This window comes from Mesorhizobium sp. M0514 (genome assembly GCF_040321145.1).
In the GTDB taxonomy this organism is placed as follows: domain Bacteria; phylum Pseudomonadota; class Alphaproteobacteria; order Rhizobiales; family Rhizobiaceae; genus Mesorhizobium.
This window is the reverse complement of record NZ_JAMYQZ010000084.1, coordinates 1-18,313: the sequence shown is the minus strand read 5'-3', so window position 1 is coordinate 18,313 and position 18,313 is coordinate 1. Positions and strand designations below refer to the sequence as shown.

Genomic DNA, 18,313 nt, shown 5'->3' with positions numbered 1-18,313 from the left:
GGCCCGGCAGGATTACAGACGGCCTCTCGTCGGCTCGAATCCCGCAAAGCTGACACCTTCGCTCGCCCGGCGTTCTGCCGGGCTAACCCCGCCGGCGACTGGCCCGAATGGCAGCAAAGGTTACCGGACGAAACCCCCATGCGTCGACGCCGACATCATGCTGGCGCGTCATCGGCTTCAGACGACCGTGCGAATGACCGTGCAGGTTTACCGATCTCTTGCCGATCTGGTTCCAGGTGCGAAAAGGATAGTGACACAGAACCAGCAAGCTGCCCTCGACAAGAAGCTCCATATAGTGGTGCACGCTCGCCCAGGCCGGGTCGCCAATGGTGGCAGCGCCATCATTGTTGCCAATTATCAGGTGCTTGGACCCGTTAAGAGACGACAGCAGTGAAGACACGGTCTCGGCTGGACCCTTGGCGAAATCGCCGAGGTGCCAGACCTCGTCGTTCGGGCCAACCGTTTCGTTCCAAAACGCAACCAGCGCCTGGTCATGCTCGACCAACGAGGCGAAGGGACGCCGGTCGAGGCGCAGAATGCGCGGATCGTTGAAATGCGTATCGGAAGTGAAGAAGATCATGCGCCGCGGCCGGCTGCGACGCGCGACCGGCGATCGCGTCTAAATGCCGGAGCGCTCTTCGGCTTCATCATCGATCCCGATCGGGGCTTCCCTGAGCATCTTGAGTGCCTCTTCCTTCGTAAGGCCGCACTTGCGCGCGAAGTAGAGCGCCTCGATCGCCTTTTCGCGATCCGCCGTGGATTTTGCGTGCTGTTTGGGCTTTTTGCCCATCGTTCTCTGCCACCTTCCGAGGCCACCAAACCATCACAGTGCCGCGTTGTTCCCGTGCATCGGCTGACCTGCCGGACTGCGCGAATGCCGATGTCGCCGGCATCCCGCGAGCCCCGGACAGCGCGTATATCAGCCGGCTCGCGACAACGGCGGAGCGACTCCAACCCCGACAGCGTGAATTCAAACGAAAGCCCGCGCCGTGGGAGGGGCCGGCGCGGGCGATCGGGCTACCGATCTTGCAGCGCGGGGGTCGACCGCTGCATGGCTCGAACTGTGCAAGCGAGCATTTGTTCCGGGCCGCATGCAAAGCATCGGCGTTTCATTGCAATTCTGGGGGACACAACCAGCATTTCGCTTCAGTCCGCCGCCGATGTGGGAGGATGAATACCGCCTTGCGCTAATTCGTCCGCCCTGGACACGAAACCAACCGCGCATTGAGCGCGTAGCTTCGGCGATTTAAAAACACCTGCACTGGAATATTTCCGGGCGCATGGAACATCTCCGGCCGCTGATGTTTAGGCCGGAATGACGATGATCTCTGTTCTTACAATGATTTACTCTCTCGCCATCTTTATCGGCGCGAAGCGGCGCAACCTCTTGGTGAATGCGAAACTCGACAGAGTTTTGCGCAATATGGCTGGCGCAGAACTGAATCAACGTGGCCAGTAAACCGCAACACCGCCGGTTCCAGTTCACAGCCAGTGTCCTCGCGGCCGCTACCTCGGTTCGGGTGGCAAGCGGCTCGGCAGGACTGCAAGGGCCGCCCCCTCTGGGCTGGCTGGTGCGTGGTCGACCCGATTTCGTCGATGAGGGCGGAGCACGCTGGCTCGAATTGGGGAGCCGCGTCCACGATCCCCGCACCGGGGCACGCACCTTAGGTCCGGCCCACGCGAGTGGCTTCGGAGGACCTATCCATGAACGATGATCATCCTATAGATTCGCTCGCCAATGCAATTCGTCATCGCAGCGCAATTTTGTTTGTGGGGGCGGGGGTATCGATCAGCGTCGGACTTCCGTCTTGGGAGAAACTCATCGAGCGAATGGCAAAGGAGCTCGGCGTCGACGATGAATTTTCCACGCGACGCGATCGTTTTCAGACCTTGGCCGAATACTATCGGATCAAGCATGGCAGTATCGGACCACTTCGCAGTTGGATGGACAGAAACTGGTCTGTCGCCAAGGAACGGATTGAGAAATCGGAATTGCACCGACTCATCGTGACGCTCGATTTTCCCGTCATCTATACGACGAACTATGACCGGAACCTGGAACTCGCTTTTGAAATCCACGGTCTAGAGTACGTGAAAGTGGCCAACGCACGGCACGTTGCGCAGGCCCGTCGAGGCGTAACGCACATCGTGAAATTTCACGGCGACTTTGACGAGGACTCTTCCCTTGTCCTCACCGAAACCGACTATCTTGACCGCCTGTCCTTCAATTCTCCCCTTGATGTCCGCTTTCGCTCCGATGCTCTCGGCAGCACGATCCTGTTCATTGGCTATAGCCTCTCCGATCCAAACATCCGGCTGCTGTTGCACCGGCTTTGGCAGACCTGGCACCGGTCTGGATATGAGAAAGATCGTCCCCCTTCGTTCATCTTCATGCCCAGCCGCAACCCTGTGGAGGAGGCCGTGCTTGGGCGCTGGGGTATTTCGGTGCTCGTTGGCGCAGGTGATGATCCTGAAGCCGGTCTGACGGACTTCCTCAGGCGTTTGGTGGAAGCGGTGGGGGTGACCTGAGGCGCGCTCCCCAGTGGACTGCAGTTGGGTTTTCTCAGGTGCGCGGTGACCGACGCACCAGGCGGTGGCCGACAGGCACCAGATCAGCGACTGTTGGAGCTAGGACTTCCACAATCAATCCCGCCGCGATCATCTTGGCGTGAAGTCGATCTCCGGCGTCAATTGCCGGCAATATGCACAAACAAGGTCAATCGTCGTTTGCACATCATCCAGGCAAACAACTTCGGACGGGGTATGCATGTAACGCAAAGGCACGGAGAGCACTCCACTTGCGACGCCGCCTCGGTTCTGCTGCATGACACGCGCGTCGGTAGGGCTTGAGCTGCCCACCGCCTGAAGCTGATAAGGTAGGCCCTCTTTCTCGGCCACCGACTTCAGCAGATTGAACACCACCGGGTTGGTGTTCGCGCCTTGAGTGATTGCCGGCCCTTTCCCAAGGTCCAGTTTGCCCTGATCCTCGGCGCGAGCGCGCGGATAGTCCATCGCCACGCCCATATCGATTGCGAGGCCGGTTCGAGGTGCGATGTTGAACGCTGAGGTCATCGCGCCTCGGGACCCAATTTCCTCTTGAACCGTACCCAGGATATAGAGGCCCACGCCGGGGTGAACGCCTCCCTCCTCGGAGAGGCAGCGCAGGACCTCGGCGCCGATGAGGAGGCCAACCTTGTTGTCGAACGCTCGTCCGACAGCAAGGTTGCCCTGTAGCGCCGCAAACTCGCCGTGGATAGTGACCGCGCTGCCGACCTCTACGACCTTCAACGCTTCCTCTCGCGAACTCGCGCCGATATCGATCCATAGTTCCATCAGCGAGGGAGTTTGAGACGTGTCAGAGGCTTTGAAGGTCTGGATTGCTTTGCGACCTACGACGCCCAGGATCGGCTCCTTGCCGTGCACCCAGACACGCTGGCCGATTTCAGTGGCAACGTCCGTTCCACCTATGGTGCTGAAGAAAAGAAAGCCGTCATCGTCGATGTAATGGACGATGAAGCCGACCTCATCCATGTGCCCGGCATACATGAAGCGCATAGACGCCTCAGGATTGATGATCGCCGTGACATTGCCCATGACGTCCGTCGTCAACCTGTGGGCATACGGACGAACATACTCGCGGAAAAGCTCCGCTACGGGTTGCTCAAAGCCGCTCGGCGACGGGGTCGCCACAATTTCCTTCAAGAACTTGAGTGATTCATCGCGCATGAAGCTGACTTTCACAGTTCACGGGTGGAGGGCCATTCGAGCATGGTCATACTCGTCGGGCTTCGCGCCAATTTTGGCCTTCTTCGGTGCGATCGCCCGCGAATTGGTCAGCCCAAGGCAGGTTGTGGAGCCAGGCTTCGCGCCGGGGGGTCCAAAGCTCGTATGCCGGGAGAAGGTCGTTTGGCGCATCATCGAGAGTGCCGATCATGATCTCGGCTTCGTCGTCGCGGAGATTCACCACGCGCGACCCGCATGCCGGACAAAAACCTCTGCCGTTGAACGCCGCAAGCTCGCCCTTACACTGGTAAGCCGACCGCGGCCACACGGCAAAGGCACTGTAGGTGCTGCCGCTGGTTCGCTTGCAATCCTGGCAATGACACAAGCCAACGCGCAACGGCGCGCCGGTAACAACATACCTCACAGACCCGCAAAGACAGCCGCCGGTCCGCTCTATCTTTTCAACCTTGCCGTTCATGGTCGCCGGAGCCATGAGTGAGGGAAGCGTGTTGGACTCGGCTCTGCCGTTTGCATCCGAGGCGTCAAGTTAATCGGCAATGTCTTCAACAAGGCCCAACTCCAAAGCTCTGGCTGCCATCAGGTAGCAGTTGGTCAAGGCATGGTCGCGCAGCTCTTCCAGCGATGTTCGAGAACCTTGGACGAGATCGGCGAACCCTTCATTCTCGAGTCGCTCTGCCGTTTCCAACAGTGCAAGTTGTTCGCGAACGATCTGAAGACAGCTTCGAATTGGCCCATTCAGAACCAAGTCTTTCTCAAGCCTTCTTTCATGAATCAGCAGGACTGCTTGCGGGCAAAGGAACCTGCAGGCTTTCGGGAAAGCGGCAAGGACCGTTACCCCGGCAGAGTAAACCGTATTCTTGCCAATGATGTAGCCGTTGCGGCCCGAGTGTTTCAGAAAAAGTTTGAACTCTAGAGCTAGACGTCGCGCGCCGTCGGCGTCGCCTCCGGGCGTGTCGATTTCAACGTAGAGATCGTCTTCGCTGGAACGCACGGCTTTCAAATCGTCCAAGGCTTTGGTGACGACAGTGTCATCAATCAAGCCGTGTATACGCAAGTTTGGATCGAACAAAAGCCGGTGAAGGTCTGGACCGGGCGGCGGCGAGACGGCGTGTTCGGCTGACTGGGGCAACAGGTCCATATAGGCATCCTCATTATGGGGGTCGAACTTAGTTGGTACCTTTTTGTTCCCTTGAGGGAGTTCGAGCGGTGGTGATCACAGCCGCGTCTCTCGGCGGCTGTGGAGCTCCCTCTTTCATTGCAGATCCTTTTCGCACCAGGCCCGGTAGAGGCACCTCAGCCGCTGGGTTGGCTCCATGAGCATGTCGCGCTGATTTCTGCACGTCCGGGACCAGTCCTGTGAGACGGTTGAACTCGACGGCCTCAATGGTTCCCGGCTGCTGCCTTGCAGACCCCGCGGTCGGGCTGTTTTTCCTGGCCGTGCCATTTTTCCGGGGAGCTGAAACAAACAGCTTTGTTGGCAGTTCTAGCGTCCGGAGCACCGGCTCCGCGCGGCGCGGCCGAGCGGCCGGGGCTGTCCGGCAGGAGGTCCAGCAATGTCTCACGATATGCAAAGACGATTTGCAATGCGCTTGATCGCGGTTGCGCTGATGCTCTCGGCCTGTGGGGTGGCGCCTGTCCGGGCTCAGGATACCCCGACCGACTTCACGGCGATCATCCAGCAGAAATTGCCGGCCGTGGTCGCGATCACGACCCGGGAGGTTGTCCAGGACCATACGACGGCGGGCGATTTTACAAGCCCGTTCGACGGCCAGGGCCTCGGACCCGTTCAGCCGCAGGTGAGGGAGGCGCTTGGCTCCGGATTTGTGATCAGTGCCGACGGCTACATCGTCACCAACAACCATGTCGTTGCCGATGCGACAGAGATCCATGTCGTATTCTCCGACAAGGAAACGGCGCCGGCGCAATTGGTCGGCCGTGACCCCGCCACCGATATAGCGGTGCTGAAGGTCGACCCGCGGCCCAACATGACCACGACCAAATGGGGTGACTCGGATGCAATGCAGCCGGGCGCATGGACAATCGCGATCGGCAGTCCCTTCGGGCTCGGAGGGACAGTCACTGTCGGCGTTCTTTCGGCCCGCTCGCGAGACATTCAAGCCGGGCCGTACGACGATTTTCTCCAGACGGACGCGTCGATCAATCGAGGCAACTCGGGCGGTCCGCTGTTCAACGCACGTGGCGAGGTGATCGGCGTCAACACCGCCATCGTCTCGCCGTCCGGCGGCAGCATCGGGATCGGATTTGCGGTGCCATCGCGCACCGCCCAGAGCATCGCCGACCAGTTGATCAGAACCGGCCGGATCGAGCGTGGCTTCATCGGGGTCCGCCTGCAGGACATCACGCCGTCGCTGGCTGAGGCCCTCGGGATGAAGGATGACAAGGGCGCGCTGGTTGCTTCGGTCGAGCCCGGCAGCCCGGCGGAGAAAGCCGGCTTGAAGCCGGGTGACGTGATCACCCGGTTCAACGGCAAGGGCATTGAGGGTGTCCATGACCTCACGCTTGCGACGGCTAGCCAGAAGCCTGGCAGCAAGGCCACTCTGACACGGAGTAACGGCGGCAAGGACCAGGAGATCGCGCTTGTCATCGGTGAGCGCAAGGATGCGGAGGTGAAGACCGGCGCTGTTCCCGACAAGAAGTCGGCGGCCGAAGGCCTCGGCCTATCCCTCAGCCCGATTCCGGATCAGGCGCGTCAGCAGCTAGGCATCAAATCAGGAACAACCGGCGTCTTCGTCGTGGAAGTGGTTCCCGATGGCCTTGCCGCCCGGAGCGGATTGCAGCCCGGCGATGTCATCATATCGGCCAACAATCGCCGCGTGACGGAGCCTTCGGATATCGTCGAGGAATGGGCGAACTCTCGCCGGCAGAGCAAGCCCATCCTGTTTCGGCTGGAAAGGCAGGGGCAGTCCGTGTTCGTGGCGGTCGCCGGGAAATGACCAGGACGGCCATGTGACTGCACCAGGATCCGCTTGCGGATCCCGCTCCAAGGGTGTCGGACCCCAGGTGCACCGGGGAAGCATCGCCGCAGAAAGTCTGCGGGATGCGCTCATCGGCCGGGTGCGCAACGCGCACTGATTCTGCAGCGCCATCGTGCTCGAAGGCGCTCGCCATCCTCAGGCAGTTTCGCGCCTTGCCGTAAGCCGTGCCTGGAGAAGGACGACGACGAGCAAAAACAGCCCGCGGATCACCGACTGCCAGTAGGCTGACAGCGAAATCCAACCCATGCCGTTTTCGAAGTTCAGGACGTTGAAAAGGATCCCGAGCAACAGCACGCCGGCCAGCGTGGTCAACACCGAGCCCGAGCCGCCGGTCAGCAGCGTCCCGCCCACGACCACGGCTGCGATGGCAAACAGCTCCCAGCCGACGCCCTCGATCGGCTGGCCTGCGCCGAACTGAGAAGCGAGGACGACGCCGGCGAGCCCGGCCAGGCACCCGCTTGCGACATAGACGAGAAATTTGACGCGGTCAGTGCGCAGCCCCATCAGCCGCGAGGCATCCTCGCCACCGCCGATGGCCAGCACCGTCCGTCCCGTGCTGGTGTAGTTCAGGACCACTGAGCCGACGGCATAGGCAACCAGGGCGATGACTGCCGGAATCGGGAAAATCCAGAAATTCCCTTGGCCGATGGCGGTGAAACCCGAATCATAAGACACCGAAACGGTCTGGTTGCCGGCCAGAAGCAGCGCCGAGCCGCTTGCGGCCAGCATGGTGGCAAGCGTGGCGATGAATGGCATCAGGTTTCCGCGCGTAACCAGGAGCGCGTTGATCAGCCCGGCTGCCAGGCCGGCGCCAACGCCCGCTGCAAGGCCTGCCGCGATGCCGTGCGGGCTCGCCAGGGCGGAAGCGACGCTGCCCAAGGCGGCGACGGAGCCGACGGACAGGTCTATGCCGCCGGTCATGATCACGAAGCACATGCCGAGCGCGACGAGCGCGAACATCGAGTTGTAGCGCAGAACGCTCATCACGTTGAAGAGGCCGAGGAAGCGGTCGTAGCGCAGGAATCCGAACAGGACGAGGGCTGCAAGCGCGATGACGACACCGTAAGTGCCGATGATGCGAACCAGTCTGGCGCTGTTCATGGATTACACCCGGTGTTGCTGCTGCAGCCAGACGGCGAATGCGATGATGCCGGCCTTGACGACGAGCGCAGCGGCGTCGGGCACGCCATTGGCGAGCAGCGTGTAGCGCACCAACTGGATGGTCAGTGCGCCCAGCAGGGTGCCGATGATTGTGGCCTTTCCGCCACTCAACAGCGTGCCGCCCACCGCGACCGCCGCGATGGCGTCGAGTTCCATGCCCAGCCCCACGAGATTGGCGTCGCTGGAGGAGTTGATCGCAATGACGACGAGACCGGCCAGCCCCGCGCACAGGCCGCTGATCGCATAGACGGCGAGCTTGATCCTCGATACGGCGATGCCGGCCAGTTCAGAGGCCTTTTCATTGCCGCCGACAGCCAGGATGCTTCGCCCGAACACCGTGCGGTGAAGGGCCCAAGCGGCCGCCGCAACCAGCACGGCCATGATGATGACCTGCGCGGGAATGCCGAGCGGGCGGGCAAGTCCGATCCACTGGAATTGCGGCACGCGGAAGGTCTGCAGATTGCCGTTGGTCATGACCTGCGCGATCCCGCGCCCGGCGATGAACAGCACGAGCGTTGCGACGATCGGTTGGATGCGGAAACGCGAGACCAACCAGCCGTTGAACAGCCCGAACAGGCCGGCGACGAGGATCGAGGCAATCATCGCGACGGCTACCGCCAGATAGATGTTTCCGACCGGGAAGATCGTGCCCATGAAGATCATCGGCGCCAATGCGCCGGAGATCGCCATCAGCGAACCAACCGACAGGTCGATGCCGCCGGTGGCGATCACCAGGGTCATCCCCACCGCGACGATCACAATCGTGCAGACCTGGGTCAGGTTGACGTTGAGTGTCTGCAGAGTCGCGAAATTGCGCGTATAGGCAAGGTTGAAGACCACCAGCAGCACAAGCGCGATCACCGTGCCGTAGCGCGCCAGGAAACCGAACACATCAAAGCGGCGGTTTCCAGCGTCGTTGGCTGCGGATGGTGTGGCCAGATCGCTCACGCTGCCTCCTTCGCCGCGCCACCATGCGCCATCGCCGCGAGCACGTCCTCCTCGTCGGCTGCCTGGCCTTCCAGTTCGGCCACCCTCACTCCTTCGCGCAGCACGAATATGCGGTCGGCTCCTTCCATCACTTCCTCGAGTTCCGAGGAGATCATCAGCACGCCGAGCCCGTCATCGGCAAGCTTGCGGATGAGGCGCTGGATCTCGGCCTTGGCCCCGACATCGATGCCGCGCGTCGGCTCATCGAGAATGAGCAGCTTCGGGTTCATTGCCAGCCAGCGGGCAAGCAGCACCTTTTGCTGGTTGCCGCCCGACAACTCGCGGACCTTCTGGTTAGGCCCCGAGCATTTGATGTCGAGTTCACGAATGAAGCGCTCGACGATCTCCTTCTGCCGGGCCTCGTTCAGGATGCCATTGCGGCTGATTTTCGGCAGCAGTGCCAGTGTTATGTTCTCCGCGACGGTCATTTCCGGCACGATGCCCTCGGCCTTGCGGTCCTCGGTGCAGAAGCCCATCCCTGCGGCGATGGCATCGGCGGCCCGTGCGGGATGGTAGGACGCGCCCTCCATCGTCATCTCGCCTGCGCTCCGGCGGTCGGCGCCGAATACGAGGCGGGCTGTTTCGGTGCGGCCGGCGCCGAGCAAGCCGGCAAAGCCGGCGATCTCGCCGCGGCGCAGGTCGAAGCTCACGTCACGGACCAACTGGCCGGCTGCCAGCCTTTGCGCGGTAAACAGCACATCACCGATCCTCGACCGATCGCGTTCGCCGAAGGCGGTCGCGTGGCCTTCGACGGCTGCGACGTCGCGGCCGAGCATGGCCGCGACCAGCTCCAGCTTGCCGATGTCGCTCATCGCCGCGCTTCGCACCGTGCGGCCGTCACGCATGATCGTGACCCGGTCGCAGACCTCGTACAACTCGTCGAGCTTGTGGCTGACGAACAGAACGGAGACGCCGTCGGCCTTGAGCTGACGGATAACGCTGAACAAGACCGAGACTTCACGCTCGTCCAGCGAGGAGGTCGGCTCATCCATGATCACGAGGCGGGCGGAAAAGCCGATGGCGCGGGCGATCGCCACCATCTGCTGCGTGGCGGTGTTGAAATCGCTGAGCGGGCGGCGCACGTCGATGCCGATCGAGAAGCGGCTGAGCAGGCGCTCGGCTTCCGCATGCATCGCGCTCCAGTCGAGCAGGCCGCGGCGGCGCTTCTCGCGTCCAAGGCAGATGTTCTCGGTGACCGAGCGCAGCGGTACGAGATTGATCTCCTGGTAGATGGTGCTGATGCCGCTGACCTGGGCCTGATGCGGAGACCCAACCTCGAACGGCTTCCGTTCGAACAGCACCTGGCCCGCATCCCGGCGGTAATAGCCGGTGAGCACCTTGATAAGTGTCGATTTGCCCGCACCGTTCTGGCCGATGAGTGCGTGGATCTCGCCCGGAAGAACCTGGAGCGAGGCATCGGCCAGGGCAGGGATGCCGGCAAAACGCTTCTGGATGTCACGCATGTCCAGGAGCAGCGCGGCTTGGTCCGGCTGAGCGGTCATCGTCAAACTCCCAAACCCTACCCGCCGGAGCGGGTAGGGCAGCTGGAAAGAGAGTGGATATCAGAACGCAATATCGAAGTCTTTCTTCGCGTTCGTGGCGTCGAAGAAGGCATCCTCGTTCTTGATGAACGGCGGGATCTTCTTGCCGGCCGCATAGTCGGCCATCGTAGCGAAGGCCTTCGGCCCGAACAGCGGGCTGCAAGCGCAGATAGCGCCGATCTTGCCGTCAATGATCGCCTGGACGCCTTCCTTCTCGCCGTCGATCGACAAGATCAGCACATCCTTGCCCGGGGTCTTGCCGGCTGCTTCCAAAGCGGCGATGGCGCCCAGCGCCATCTCATCATTGTGCGCGTAGATGATATCCGCATCAGGGTGCGCCTGAAGCAGCGTCTCGGCGACCTGCCGGCCCTTGTCACGAGCGAAGTCGCCGGACTGCGATGCCAGGATGGTGAACTGCGAGTGCTTGGCGATGAAATCGTCGAAGCCTTTCTTGCGGTCGGTAGCGGCCGAGGCTCCGGTCGTGCCTTCCAGCTCGATGATTTTCGACTTGCCATTGGCGTTCTTGACCAGCCATTCGCCGACGCGGGTCGCCTCCTCGATGAAATCCGAACCGATGAAGCAGACATAATCCTCGCCCGGCTTGGCCATGGTGTGATCAACGTCGCGGTCGACCAGAAACACCGGTATGCCGGCATCGCGCGCGGCAAGAATGACCGGCACCAGGGGCTTGTCTTCGCGGGGCGGCAGGAAGATTGCGTCGACGCCCTGCGCGATCATCGAGTTCACGTCGGAGGCCTGCTTGGCCGACGAACCGGCGGCATCCGTGTAGACCAGCTGATGGCCGAGCTTGGCGGCTTCGTCCTGCATGCTCTTGGTCTCGGCAAGGCGCCACGGATTGTTGCTTTCCGTCTGGGCGAAACCGACCTTGTACTTGTCCTTCTTGGCGAGTGGCGGGAGCGCCGCGAAGGCGCGTGAGCCGAGTGTCAGCGCGACCGCGCCGGCGGCGGAGCCAACCAGTAGTTTTCGACGGGTAATGATCATGCTCTTTCCTCCTTTATTGTCGCTTTCAGCGACTGTGTAATTTCCTCACGATCGGCCCAGACGGCTTCGGCGATGACGCCGTCGGGAAGCTGGATCAGGCGCTATGCCGCCTCCAAAATAAAGTCGGCGCAGCGGTCGCCCAGCATCATGGCGGGCGCCGCCGTATTGCCGGCATTGATGTTGGGGCAGGCCGACATGTCGGCAACCCGCAGATTGTCTATTCCGCGCACGCGCAGCGCCGCGTCCAGCACCGCCATCCGGTCGCTGTCCGAGCCCATCCGGCATGTCCCGGCCGGATGGTAGTTGGTCTTCACAAAGCGCTTGCAATGCTTTGTCATGGCTTCGTCGCTGAGATCATCCTGGCTTGGCACGGCAATGGCCTTGACCCGATCGGCGAGCGGCTTGGTCTGAAAAGCCTGCAGGAAATAACGCTGGCCGGAGATCATTTCCCTCATGTCGTCGGGATGTTTAAGGAGGTTCGGCGAAACGATCGGCATGTCCTTCGGATCCGCCGAACGCAGCCTTACGAAACCGCGCGACTTTGGCTTCACCACCACTGTCGTCACGGTAAGCCCATAGGTGTTCTCGACCAAGGTCAGGATATCGCGGTCCAGATAGACGTGCGGCACGCAGAAGGCCTGGATCGTCGGTTCGCCCTCGGGATCGGCCGGATTGACGAAGGCTCCGGCCTCCACCCCCGCTGACAGGATCGTGCCGGTGCCGAAGAGCTTGAAATGCAGGCCGTTCCTGATCATCCGCCAGCCTTGGCCCTGCCTGAAATAGCCGTATGGGCCGTTTGCGGTGGCGATGATCGGCACCTCCGGATGGTCGATCAGGTTTTCGCCGACCCCGGGCAGGTCGGCGACGCAGGAAATGCCGTGCCTGGCAAGCGCCTCGGCGGGGCCGATGCCGGACAGCATGAGCAGTTTCGGCGAGACGAGGGCACCGGACGAGACGATCACGTCGGCATCTGCATGGACGGTATGCTCGGCGCCCGACGCATCCGAATAGACGACGCCGGTGACCCGACCGTTTTCGATCAGCAGCCGGCTGACTGTGCAATTGAGTTTCAGCGTCAGCTTGGGATCATTCGTGAGCGGCTCGATGAAGGCGTAGGCGGCGCTGCTTCGCTTTCCCCGCCGGTTCATGAACTGGTAGAAGCCGACCCCGCGCTGCGACGGTCCGTTGAAGTCATGGTTGTACGGCAATCCAAGGCCTTGGACGGCCTGGACGAACCAACGGGAAACATCATCGATGTGGCCTGGATCCGAGACCAGCAGCGGACCTTCGCTGCCATGCAGTTCGCCGCCGAGGCGGTTGTTTCCCTCCATGCCGGTGAAATGCGGCAGCACCGCCTGCCAGTTCCAGCGTACGCCGGCATTGTTGCCGCGCAGCAGCTCGTCCCATTCCTCATAATCGGCCGAGCGGCCTCGCATGTAGACCTGGGCGTTGACCGAGGTGCCGCCGCCCAGCACGTTGCCTTGCGAGATTTCATGGACGCGGCCGTCGAGATGGGCCTGCGGCTCGGTGCGGTGATAGCGCATGAATTTCGAGCCGTTGATCATCTTGAAGATGCCGGGCGGCATGTCGAGCAAGGGGTGATGATGGGAATGGCCGGCCTCCAGCAGCAGGGTTCGCCGTCCCGCTTTGACAAGCCTTGCCGCCGCGACGCAGCCGGCTGCTCCGCCGCCCACCACGATATGGTCGTAGGACTGCGTCATGCTTCCGGCGCCTCACGGCTTTCGAATGTACCGCGGACATACTCCCAGGCCGCCGAGAGGTGGTTGAGCAGCGCCCGCTCGGCGCCGTCAGGATCTCGCTCAATGATGGCCGTGCAGATTTCACGATGGCTGAGGAAATTCACGCGGTTGCGCTCGGGCGACCGTGGCATGCGCATCCAATGCGGCGACAGCCAGGCGGTAAATGCCTTGTGCACGACAGGCAGCACCGGGTTTCGCGCGATGTCATAGAGCGCTGCGTGGAACGCCACGTCCGTCGCATAGAATTTCTCAGAATCCGGGATGGCCGCCTCGTTCATCGCCAGCGCCGCCCTCAGGGCTGTGACGTCATCCTTGCGGGCATGGATGGCGGCGTTGCGCGCCAGCGACGCCTCGAGGAAGACGCGCATGTCGTAGAGGTTCTTCACGCCCGCCTGGTCGCTCAGCAGATGTCCTACGATGCCGTCGAGGGCGCCGAGCGCGGCATCCAGGCCAGGCCGGCGCGCCACGGGCCGGAACCGCGGACGCGCTTCCACCAGGCCGCGGCTGGCCAGGCGCGCAATCGCCTCACGCACAACGCCCCGGCCTACACCATACTCGATCATCAGTTCGCGCTCGGCCGGCAGGTAGCTGCCGTCGCCAAGCCTTCCGGACGTGATGTCGGCCTCTATGCCGGCCACCATCGCGTCGGCCGCGCGGGCGGCGAGAATAGCCGCGGGCATCTCAGGACGCTCTTCCGTATCCAGCAAGCCTTTTTCCTCCCAGATGGTCCTGTTATTAGAAGGTAAATCGGACCAAAGCACAAGCGGATTGATGCTTTTGTAGGACCAAAAATGACTGATTGGCTTCAGAATCGCTGAAAGATGAGCCACATTGTTGCCAGTCAGCGCTGCCGGTGCAATTATGGTCCGATGAAAAAGCCTGAATGGAGCGCAGCATGAGCCGCACCGAAATCAAGGAAGCCGAGACCCGGCTGTTCCGGGTCCCACTGCGTGAGGTGATGACCGATGCCAAGCACGGCGCGCACACGCATTTCGAGCTGGTCACCGTCACGCTGAGGCTTGCCGACGGCACCGAGGGCACAGGCTACACCTACACCGGCGGCAGGGGCGGCTATGCGATCAAGGCAATGATCGATCACGACCTCGCGCCGTTCCTCAAGGCACGCGACGCAACGCAAATCGACACGATCTACGACGGCATGCTCTGGCACATCCACTATGTCGGGCGCGGCGGCATCGCTTCTTTCGCGATCTCGGCGATCGACATCGCATTATGGGACCTCAAGGGCCGGCGTAGCGGCCTGCCGCTTTGGCAGATGGCGGGCGGGGCCGGGAAGAGCGCCAAGGCCTATCGCGGCGGCATCGACCTAAACTTTACCCTCGATCAGCTTTTGGCCAGCATCGATTCCTATCTCAATGCCGGCTTCACCGGGGTGAAGATCAAGGTCGGCAAGGACGACCTGGCCGAGGATGTGGCCCGGGTGAAGGCAGTCCGCGAGCGCATCGGCCCTCATGTCACCTTTATGGTTGACGCCAACTACGCGCTCGACGTCCCGCGAGCGATCGAGGCAGCGAGAGCATTCGCCGCCTACGATCTGCTGTGGTTTGAGGAGCCCATCATACCCGACGACTATGAGGGTTACGCCAGCATTGCCAAGGCGACCGGAATGCCCCTGGCAATGGGAGAAAACCTGCATGTCATCGAGGAGTTCGAGCATGCCTTCGCTTGGTCGAATCTCGCCTACATCCAACCCGACGCCTCCAACTGCGGCGGGGTCACCGGCTGGCTGCGCGTGGCAGCGCTCTCACGCAAGGCTGGCATTCCGGTCTGCAGTCACGGGATGCAGGAACTTCATGTCAGTCTCGTTGCAGGTCAGACAAATGCCGGCTGGGTGGAGGCGCATAGTTTCGATATTGACCTTTACACCACCGAGCCGCTTAGGCTTCAGGATGGTTTGGCGATAGCACCCGACGAGCCTGGAGTGGGCGTTGTCTTCGATTGGCGCAAATTGGCGGATTTTCGCCAATAGCGCCCCCTGAACGGCGGCACGGCCGCATGCATTTTGTCCAGATCCTGCTTCCTCGTTCCGGCAACGCGGAGAGCGCTTCGCCGAGGAAGACTTCGACCGTCTGAAGAACGAACTCGCCGCCGCCGCAGCCAGCGGGCATACCACTTATCGGATGCCACACTTACATTTGTAATTGCAGCGACGCTTCACCGGCTTTAACTCACGCGATCATAGCAGCGACACGACAAATGCAGGCGGCCGCCCGAAAACGGGCAGAAGCTGCAAGCATTGGGTGCGCCTGCAGGGAGGCGGCGATGGTTGCAACGCGTACGGACACTGCACATCCGGTTATGGAGGACTTCATTCTATCACGGCACCGCTCACCGGTCCGCGAAGTTGGATTTTACGAGGCTATGAGTCAAACCCGACAAGCGATCGCCACATCGCGCGAGGTGCTGAGGCGCTTTCGCGAACGTCAGGGCGACGACACTCCTCGAGCAAAGAATACAGACCGTGGTCCTGTCGCCGTGTCAGCCTTCGATGCCGACATCATACGCGCTGCATGCCGAGATCTGATCGCGGAGATGAACGTGCCCGAGTGTCAATGGCGCGAGCTGGCGCGAAGTCTGGTGCGCGAATTCGTGGCCTGCGAGCAGACCGAAGCCGGTTTGGTCGATTGGATCGTCCGCCGGCCAGCGATGACGGAGACGGACGAGGCCGGCTGACCGGAGCCAACTGGCGGGGCGGCGAATGAGCCAGGAGTCAGTCGACCGCAATTAGCGCGAGCAAACAGGTCTCCCGGCGGACTTGTTGCGCGGGAACTGCGGTGATCCGAGGATCGGAAATTTTGGCGAGCGGCTTGGACACATCTGATCCTCCTCGTCTGTAGCGTCGCGCTCGTGTTCGCATTTGAAGCATGTAGCGAGGACTGGCCGATGGCGTGACCTTTGGTTGAGTGGAGACGAATGCGTCCAGCCTACTGTCCAAGGCACGGCGACGGCCATGTCGCGTTGCTCCCGGCCTTCGCACACAAGGGCCAGGCCGGATGCCAACCAGGCTGCATTAGGCCAGTGGGAACAATTTGCGCGGGCCGAGCTTGGGCTAGCGTCGTACAGAGGTGCAAGTATGCAAGATAATTTTGACCGAGCTTCATCCGTCGCGGAGGTTGCGGAATCCTTCGTGAGATCCCGGAGGCCGTTCTCTGTCGTATCGACTCGGGATGCGGTCACGATTGTCAGGAAACAGGCAGCTTTTTGCGAGCATACGGATGGCGAGCTTGCGGAGTTGGTGGCGGCAATTGCGGTCAGGCATGGTCGATTGGTCGCGTTCGATCTTGATCTCGACGACACAGGCTTGGAGATCGGTCGCGCAGCATAGCCAACGCCTCACGCAATGAGATAGCCACCGTCAACCGGCAGAATTGCCCCAGTGATGAACCCCGCGAGCGGAGAACACAAGAACAAGGCGGGGCCGGTCAGGTCGCCCGGCGTACCCCAGCGACCCATCGGAGTGCGTTTCATCAATTCCGCGTTGCGAACTGGATCGGCCCGTGGCGCGGCGGTCATGGCGGTCTCGATCCAGCCAGGCGCCAATGCGTTTACGCGGATGCCATCCCCGGCATAGGCGATGGCGAGCGACTTGGTAAGTTGCACGATGGCGCCCTTGGATGCGGCGTAAGCCGGGGCATGAGCCGCGCCGAAAAACGCGAACATCGAGGCGATGTTGACGATGGCGCCCCCGTTCGAGAGTGCCCCTCGGAACGCGCTCGCACTCCGCATGGAGCCGGTGAGATTGATATCGACCACCGTTTCGAAACCCTGGACAGTGAATTCGGCGGCGCGCAGGTTTACCCCTGCGCAATTTACGAGCGCTGCAACGGATGTGAACTGACTGGAATATCCTTCGACCGCAGTCATGTCCCGGACGTCGAGTACTGAATACGAGACGGCGGTGCCGTATGCACGAGCGGCCGCTACCTCGGCGGCCGTGGCCCCCGTCGCGTGGACAATTGCCCCGGCCTCGGCGAACGCCATGGCGATGCCGTTTCCGATACCTGTCGTGCCTCCGGTAATGACGACGGTCTTGCCCGCGAAGAAGGGCATGGCCCATATGGAGTCGGTCACCAATATCTCCTCGTTTCGCCTCTGTGGCGGACCGCGAACTCACCGCAGCGGAAGGCAAACGGGCGGATGTCTACCGTACGAATTGATCGACGAAATCGTCACCGAGACCCACGCTCGCATAGTGATTTCTGCACATGTCGATCTTGGTGAAAACGTCCTCGAAACCAATCTGCTTGTTATCCTTGTCCAGGTAAACCATGCAGCCGGAAATGTTGAAGAAGGTGATCATCTCGGGCACGTCGCTTGGAACCGTGAGCGTGTGGATTTCACCGGGCGGCTCGAAAACGTAAGATCCCGTCTCTGCCACCCAGTCGTGTTCAAGATAATGCCAACGCCCCTTGATCACATAGCCATGCACGGGGGCCGGATGCAGATGACGGCTTAATATCCCGGCCCGGCGTACGCGGAGCAGATTGCACCACTGCCCTTGCATTGTGTTGAGCATAAGTGGTCGGAACCACACGCCCTCCGCCTGTGGGACCCAGACACGCTCGTCTTCGGGGACGGCAGCGATCGCGATCTCTTTCGGTGCCAGGGGATGGGCGGAGCCGTTGAAGGATTGATACATAGGAACCTCTGTCGCCAATTCATTGGAGTCCATATCAGCGCGATCCTAACAACTGGGCCGAGTTCTGCCGAGGCGCAATCGGGCGCCCACGCATTGGGTAGTGTGCTGAGAGTTCTGCAAATTCGCTGAGAGGGGGCGGTCATGGCAGGCTGGTGATTGTTCACGTCACCTGATTCCCGCGAAGGAACGCCACCATGACCAAGACTGAAGTTAAGACCGCCAGCGCTGCCGTCAAAGACATTTTGCTTTCGAACCCGGATGGATTGCACGAAGTGCTCCGTGCGGTGATGCAGGAGGTGCTTGAGGCCGAGATGGACGAGGCGCTGGGTGCCTCGAAGAGCGAGCGCACGCCCGAACGGCTTGGCTATCGCTCGGGCTATTACGGCCGTACCCTTGTGACGCGGGTCGGCAAGCTCGAGCTGCGGGTTCCGCAGGACCGGGCCGGGCGCTTCTCCACCGAGC

General features: G+C 61.6%; 18 protein-coding genes. 5 read left to right on the top strand and 13 right to left on the bottom strand.

All coding sequences use genetic code 11. The features are described 5' to 3' along the window. Positions 1 to 82: 82 nt before the first annotated feature. Entirely contained in the window at positions 83 to 580 is a 498-nt protein-coding gene (locus NKI61_RS26205) for a metallophosphoesterase (RefSeq protein ID WP_352841555.1), read from the bottom strand. 39 nt (positions 581 to 619) lie between these two features. Then, positions 620 to 790 (bottom strand): hypothetical protein, encoded by a 171-nt coding sequence (locus NKI61_RS26200; RefSeq protein ID WP_023688540.1) that lies wholly within the window; start codon positions 788 to 790, stop codon positions 620 to 622. A 914-nt stretch (positions 791 to 1,704) separates the two neighbouring features. Between NKI61_RS26200 and NKI61_RS26195 the strand changes: the two genes are divergently transcribed. Beyond that, entirely contained in the window at positions 1,705 to 2,529 is an 825-nt protein-coding gene (locus NKI61_RS26195; protein ID WP_352841553.1) for an SIR2 family NAD-dependent protein deacylase, read from the top strand. Positions 2,530 to 2,658: 129 nt separating this feature from the next. On the opposite strand, the gene NKI61_RS26190 is transcribed toward NKI61_RS26195, so the two are convergent. The 3 genes from NKI61_RS26190 to NKI61_RS26180 all read right to left on the bottom strand — a co-directional run bounded on the left by NKI61_RS26190 (position 2,659) and on the right by NKI61_RS26180 (position 4,882). Next, the gene (locus NKI61_RS26190) at positions 2,659 to 3,726 is read right to left on the bottom strand and encodes a M42 family metallopeptidase (RefSeq protein ID WP_023672671.1); all 1,068 of its coding nucleotides are present in this window, start codon (positions 3,724 to 3,726) and stop codon (positions 2,659 to 2,661) included. Between the two features lie 46 nt (positions 3,727 to 3,772). Continuing rightward, positions 3,773 to 4,201 (bottom strand): GFA family protein, encoded by a 429-nt coding sequence (locus NKI61_RS26185; RefSeq protein WP_352787834.1) that lies wholly within the window; start codon positions 4,199 to 4,201, stop codon positions 3,773 to 3,775. Between the two features lie 69 nt (positions 4,202 to 4,270). Then, positions 4,271 to 4,882, bottom strand: coding sequence for an ATP-dependent Clp protease proteolytic subunit (locus tag NKI61_RS26180; RefSeq protein ID WP_352841551.1), 612 nt, complete (start codon positions 4,880 to 4,882; stop codon positions 4,271 to 4,273). Between the two features lie 445 nt (positions 4,883 to 5,327). Here NKI61_RS26180 and NKI61_RS26175 point away from each other — a divergent pair, with 445 nt between their 5' ends. Continuing rightward, positions 5,328 to 6,698: a Do family serine endopeptidase gene (locus NKI61_RS26175; RefSeq protein ID WP_352841549.1), complete on the top strand. Its 1,371-nt coding sequence runs from the start codon at positions 5,328 to 5,330 to the stop codon at positions 6,696 to 6,698. Between the two features lie 177 nt (positions 6,699 to 6,875). On the opposite strand, the gene NKI61_RS26170 is transcribed toward NKI61_RS26175, so the two are convergent. The 6 genes from NKI61_RS26170 to NKI61_RS26145 form a co-directional block, all read right to left on the bottom strand. Next, positions 6,876 to 7,841, bottom strand: a complete 966-nt coding sequence (locus NKI61_RS26170; protein WP_352497368.1) for an ABC transporter permease — start codon at positions 7,839 to 7,841, stop codon at positions 6,876 to 6,878. 3 nt (positions 7,842 to 7,844) lie between these two features. Further along, on the bottom strand, positions 7,845 to 8,849 hold the full coding sequence (locus NKI61_RS26165) for an ABC transporter permease (protein WP_023682465.1): 1,005 nt from the start codon (positions 8,847 to 8,849) through the stop codon (positions 7,845 to 7,847). Continuing rightward, positions 8,846 to 10,390: a sugar ABC transporter ATP-binding protein gene (locus tag NKI61_RS26160; protein WP_023693473.1), complete on the bottom strand. Its 1,545-nt coding sequence runs from the start codon at positions 10,388 to 10,390 to the stop codon at positions 8,846 to 8,848. Before NKI61_RS26160 ends, NKI61_RS26165 begins: the two co-directional genes overlap by 4 nt. Before the next feature lie 60 nt (positions 10,391 to 10,450). Further along, positions 10,451 to 11,431: an ABC transporter substrate-binding protein gene (locus NKI61_RS26155; protein ID WP_023672664.1), complete on the bottom strand. Its 981-nt coding sequence runs from the start codon at positions 11,429 to 11,431 to the stop codon at positions 10,451 to 10,453. Positions 11,432 to 11,532: 101 nt separating this feature from the next. After that, positions 11,533 to 13,152, bottom strand: coding sequence for a GMC family oxidoreductase (locus NKI61_RS26150; protein ID WP_352841547.1), 1,620 nt, complete (start codon positions 13,150 to 13,152; stop codon positions 11,533 to 11,535). Beyond that, positions 13,149 to 13,898, bottom strand: a complete 750-nt coding sequence (locus NKI61_RS26145; RefSeq protein WP_023682469.1) for an FCD domain-containing protein — start codon at positions 13,896 to 13,898, stop codon at positions 13,149 to 13,151. The genes NKI61_RS26150 and NKI61_RS26145 overlap by 4 nt, the downstream gene beginning before the upstream one ends. 188 nt (positions 13,899 to 14,086) lie before the next feature. Here NKI61_RS26145 and NKI61_RS26140 point away from each other — a divergent pair, with 188 nt between their 5' ends. Together NKI61_RS26140 and NKI61_RS26135 are read left to right on the top strand one after the other, a co-directional pair. Further along, entirely contained in the window at positions 14,087 to 15,181 is a 1,095-nt protein-coding gene (locus NKI61_RS26140) for a mandelate racemase/muconate lactonizing enzyme family protein (RefSeq protein ID WP_352512101.1), read from the top strand. 293 nt (positions 15,182 to 15,474) lie between these two features. Then, the gene (locus NKI61_RS26135; protein ID WP_023738748.1) at positions 15,475 to 15,885 is read left to right on the top strand and encodes a hypothetical protein; all 411 of its coding nucleotides are present in this window, start codon (positions 15,475 to 15,477) and stop codon (positions 15,883 to 15,885) included. Positions 15,886 to 16,545: 660 nt separating this feature from the next. On the opposite strand, the gene NKI61_RS26130 is transcribed toward NKI61_RS26135, so the two are convergent. Further along, positions 16,546 to 17,283, bottom strand: coding sequence for an SDR family oxidoreductase (locus NKI61_RS26130; RefSeq protein ID WP_245263955.1), 738 nt, complete (start codon positions 17,281 to 17,283; stop codon positions 16,546 to 16,548). A gap of 70 nt (positions 17,284 to 17,353) precedes the next feature. Then, positions 17,354 to 17,851, bottom strand: coding sequence for a 2,4'-dihydroxyacetophenone dioxygenase family protein (locus NKI61_RS26125; RefSeq protein ID WP_023710477.1), 498 nt, complete (start codon positions 17,849 to 17,851; stop codon positions 17,354 to 17,356). Positions 17,852 to 18,045: 194 nt separating this feature from the next. Between NKI61_RS26125 and NKI61_RS26120 the strand changes: the two genes are divergently transcribed. Beyond that, on the top strand, positions 18,046 to 18,313 hold a 268-nt coding region (locus NKI61_RS26120), incomplete at its 3' end, for a transposase (RefSeq protein ID WP_352841544.1).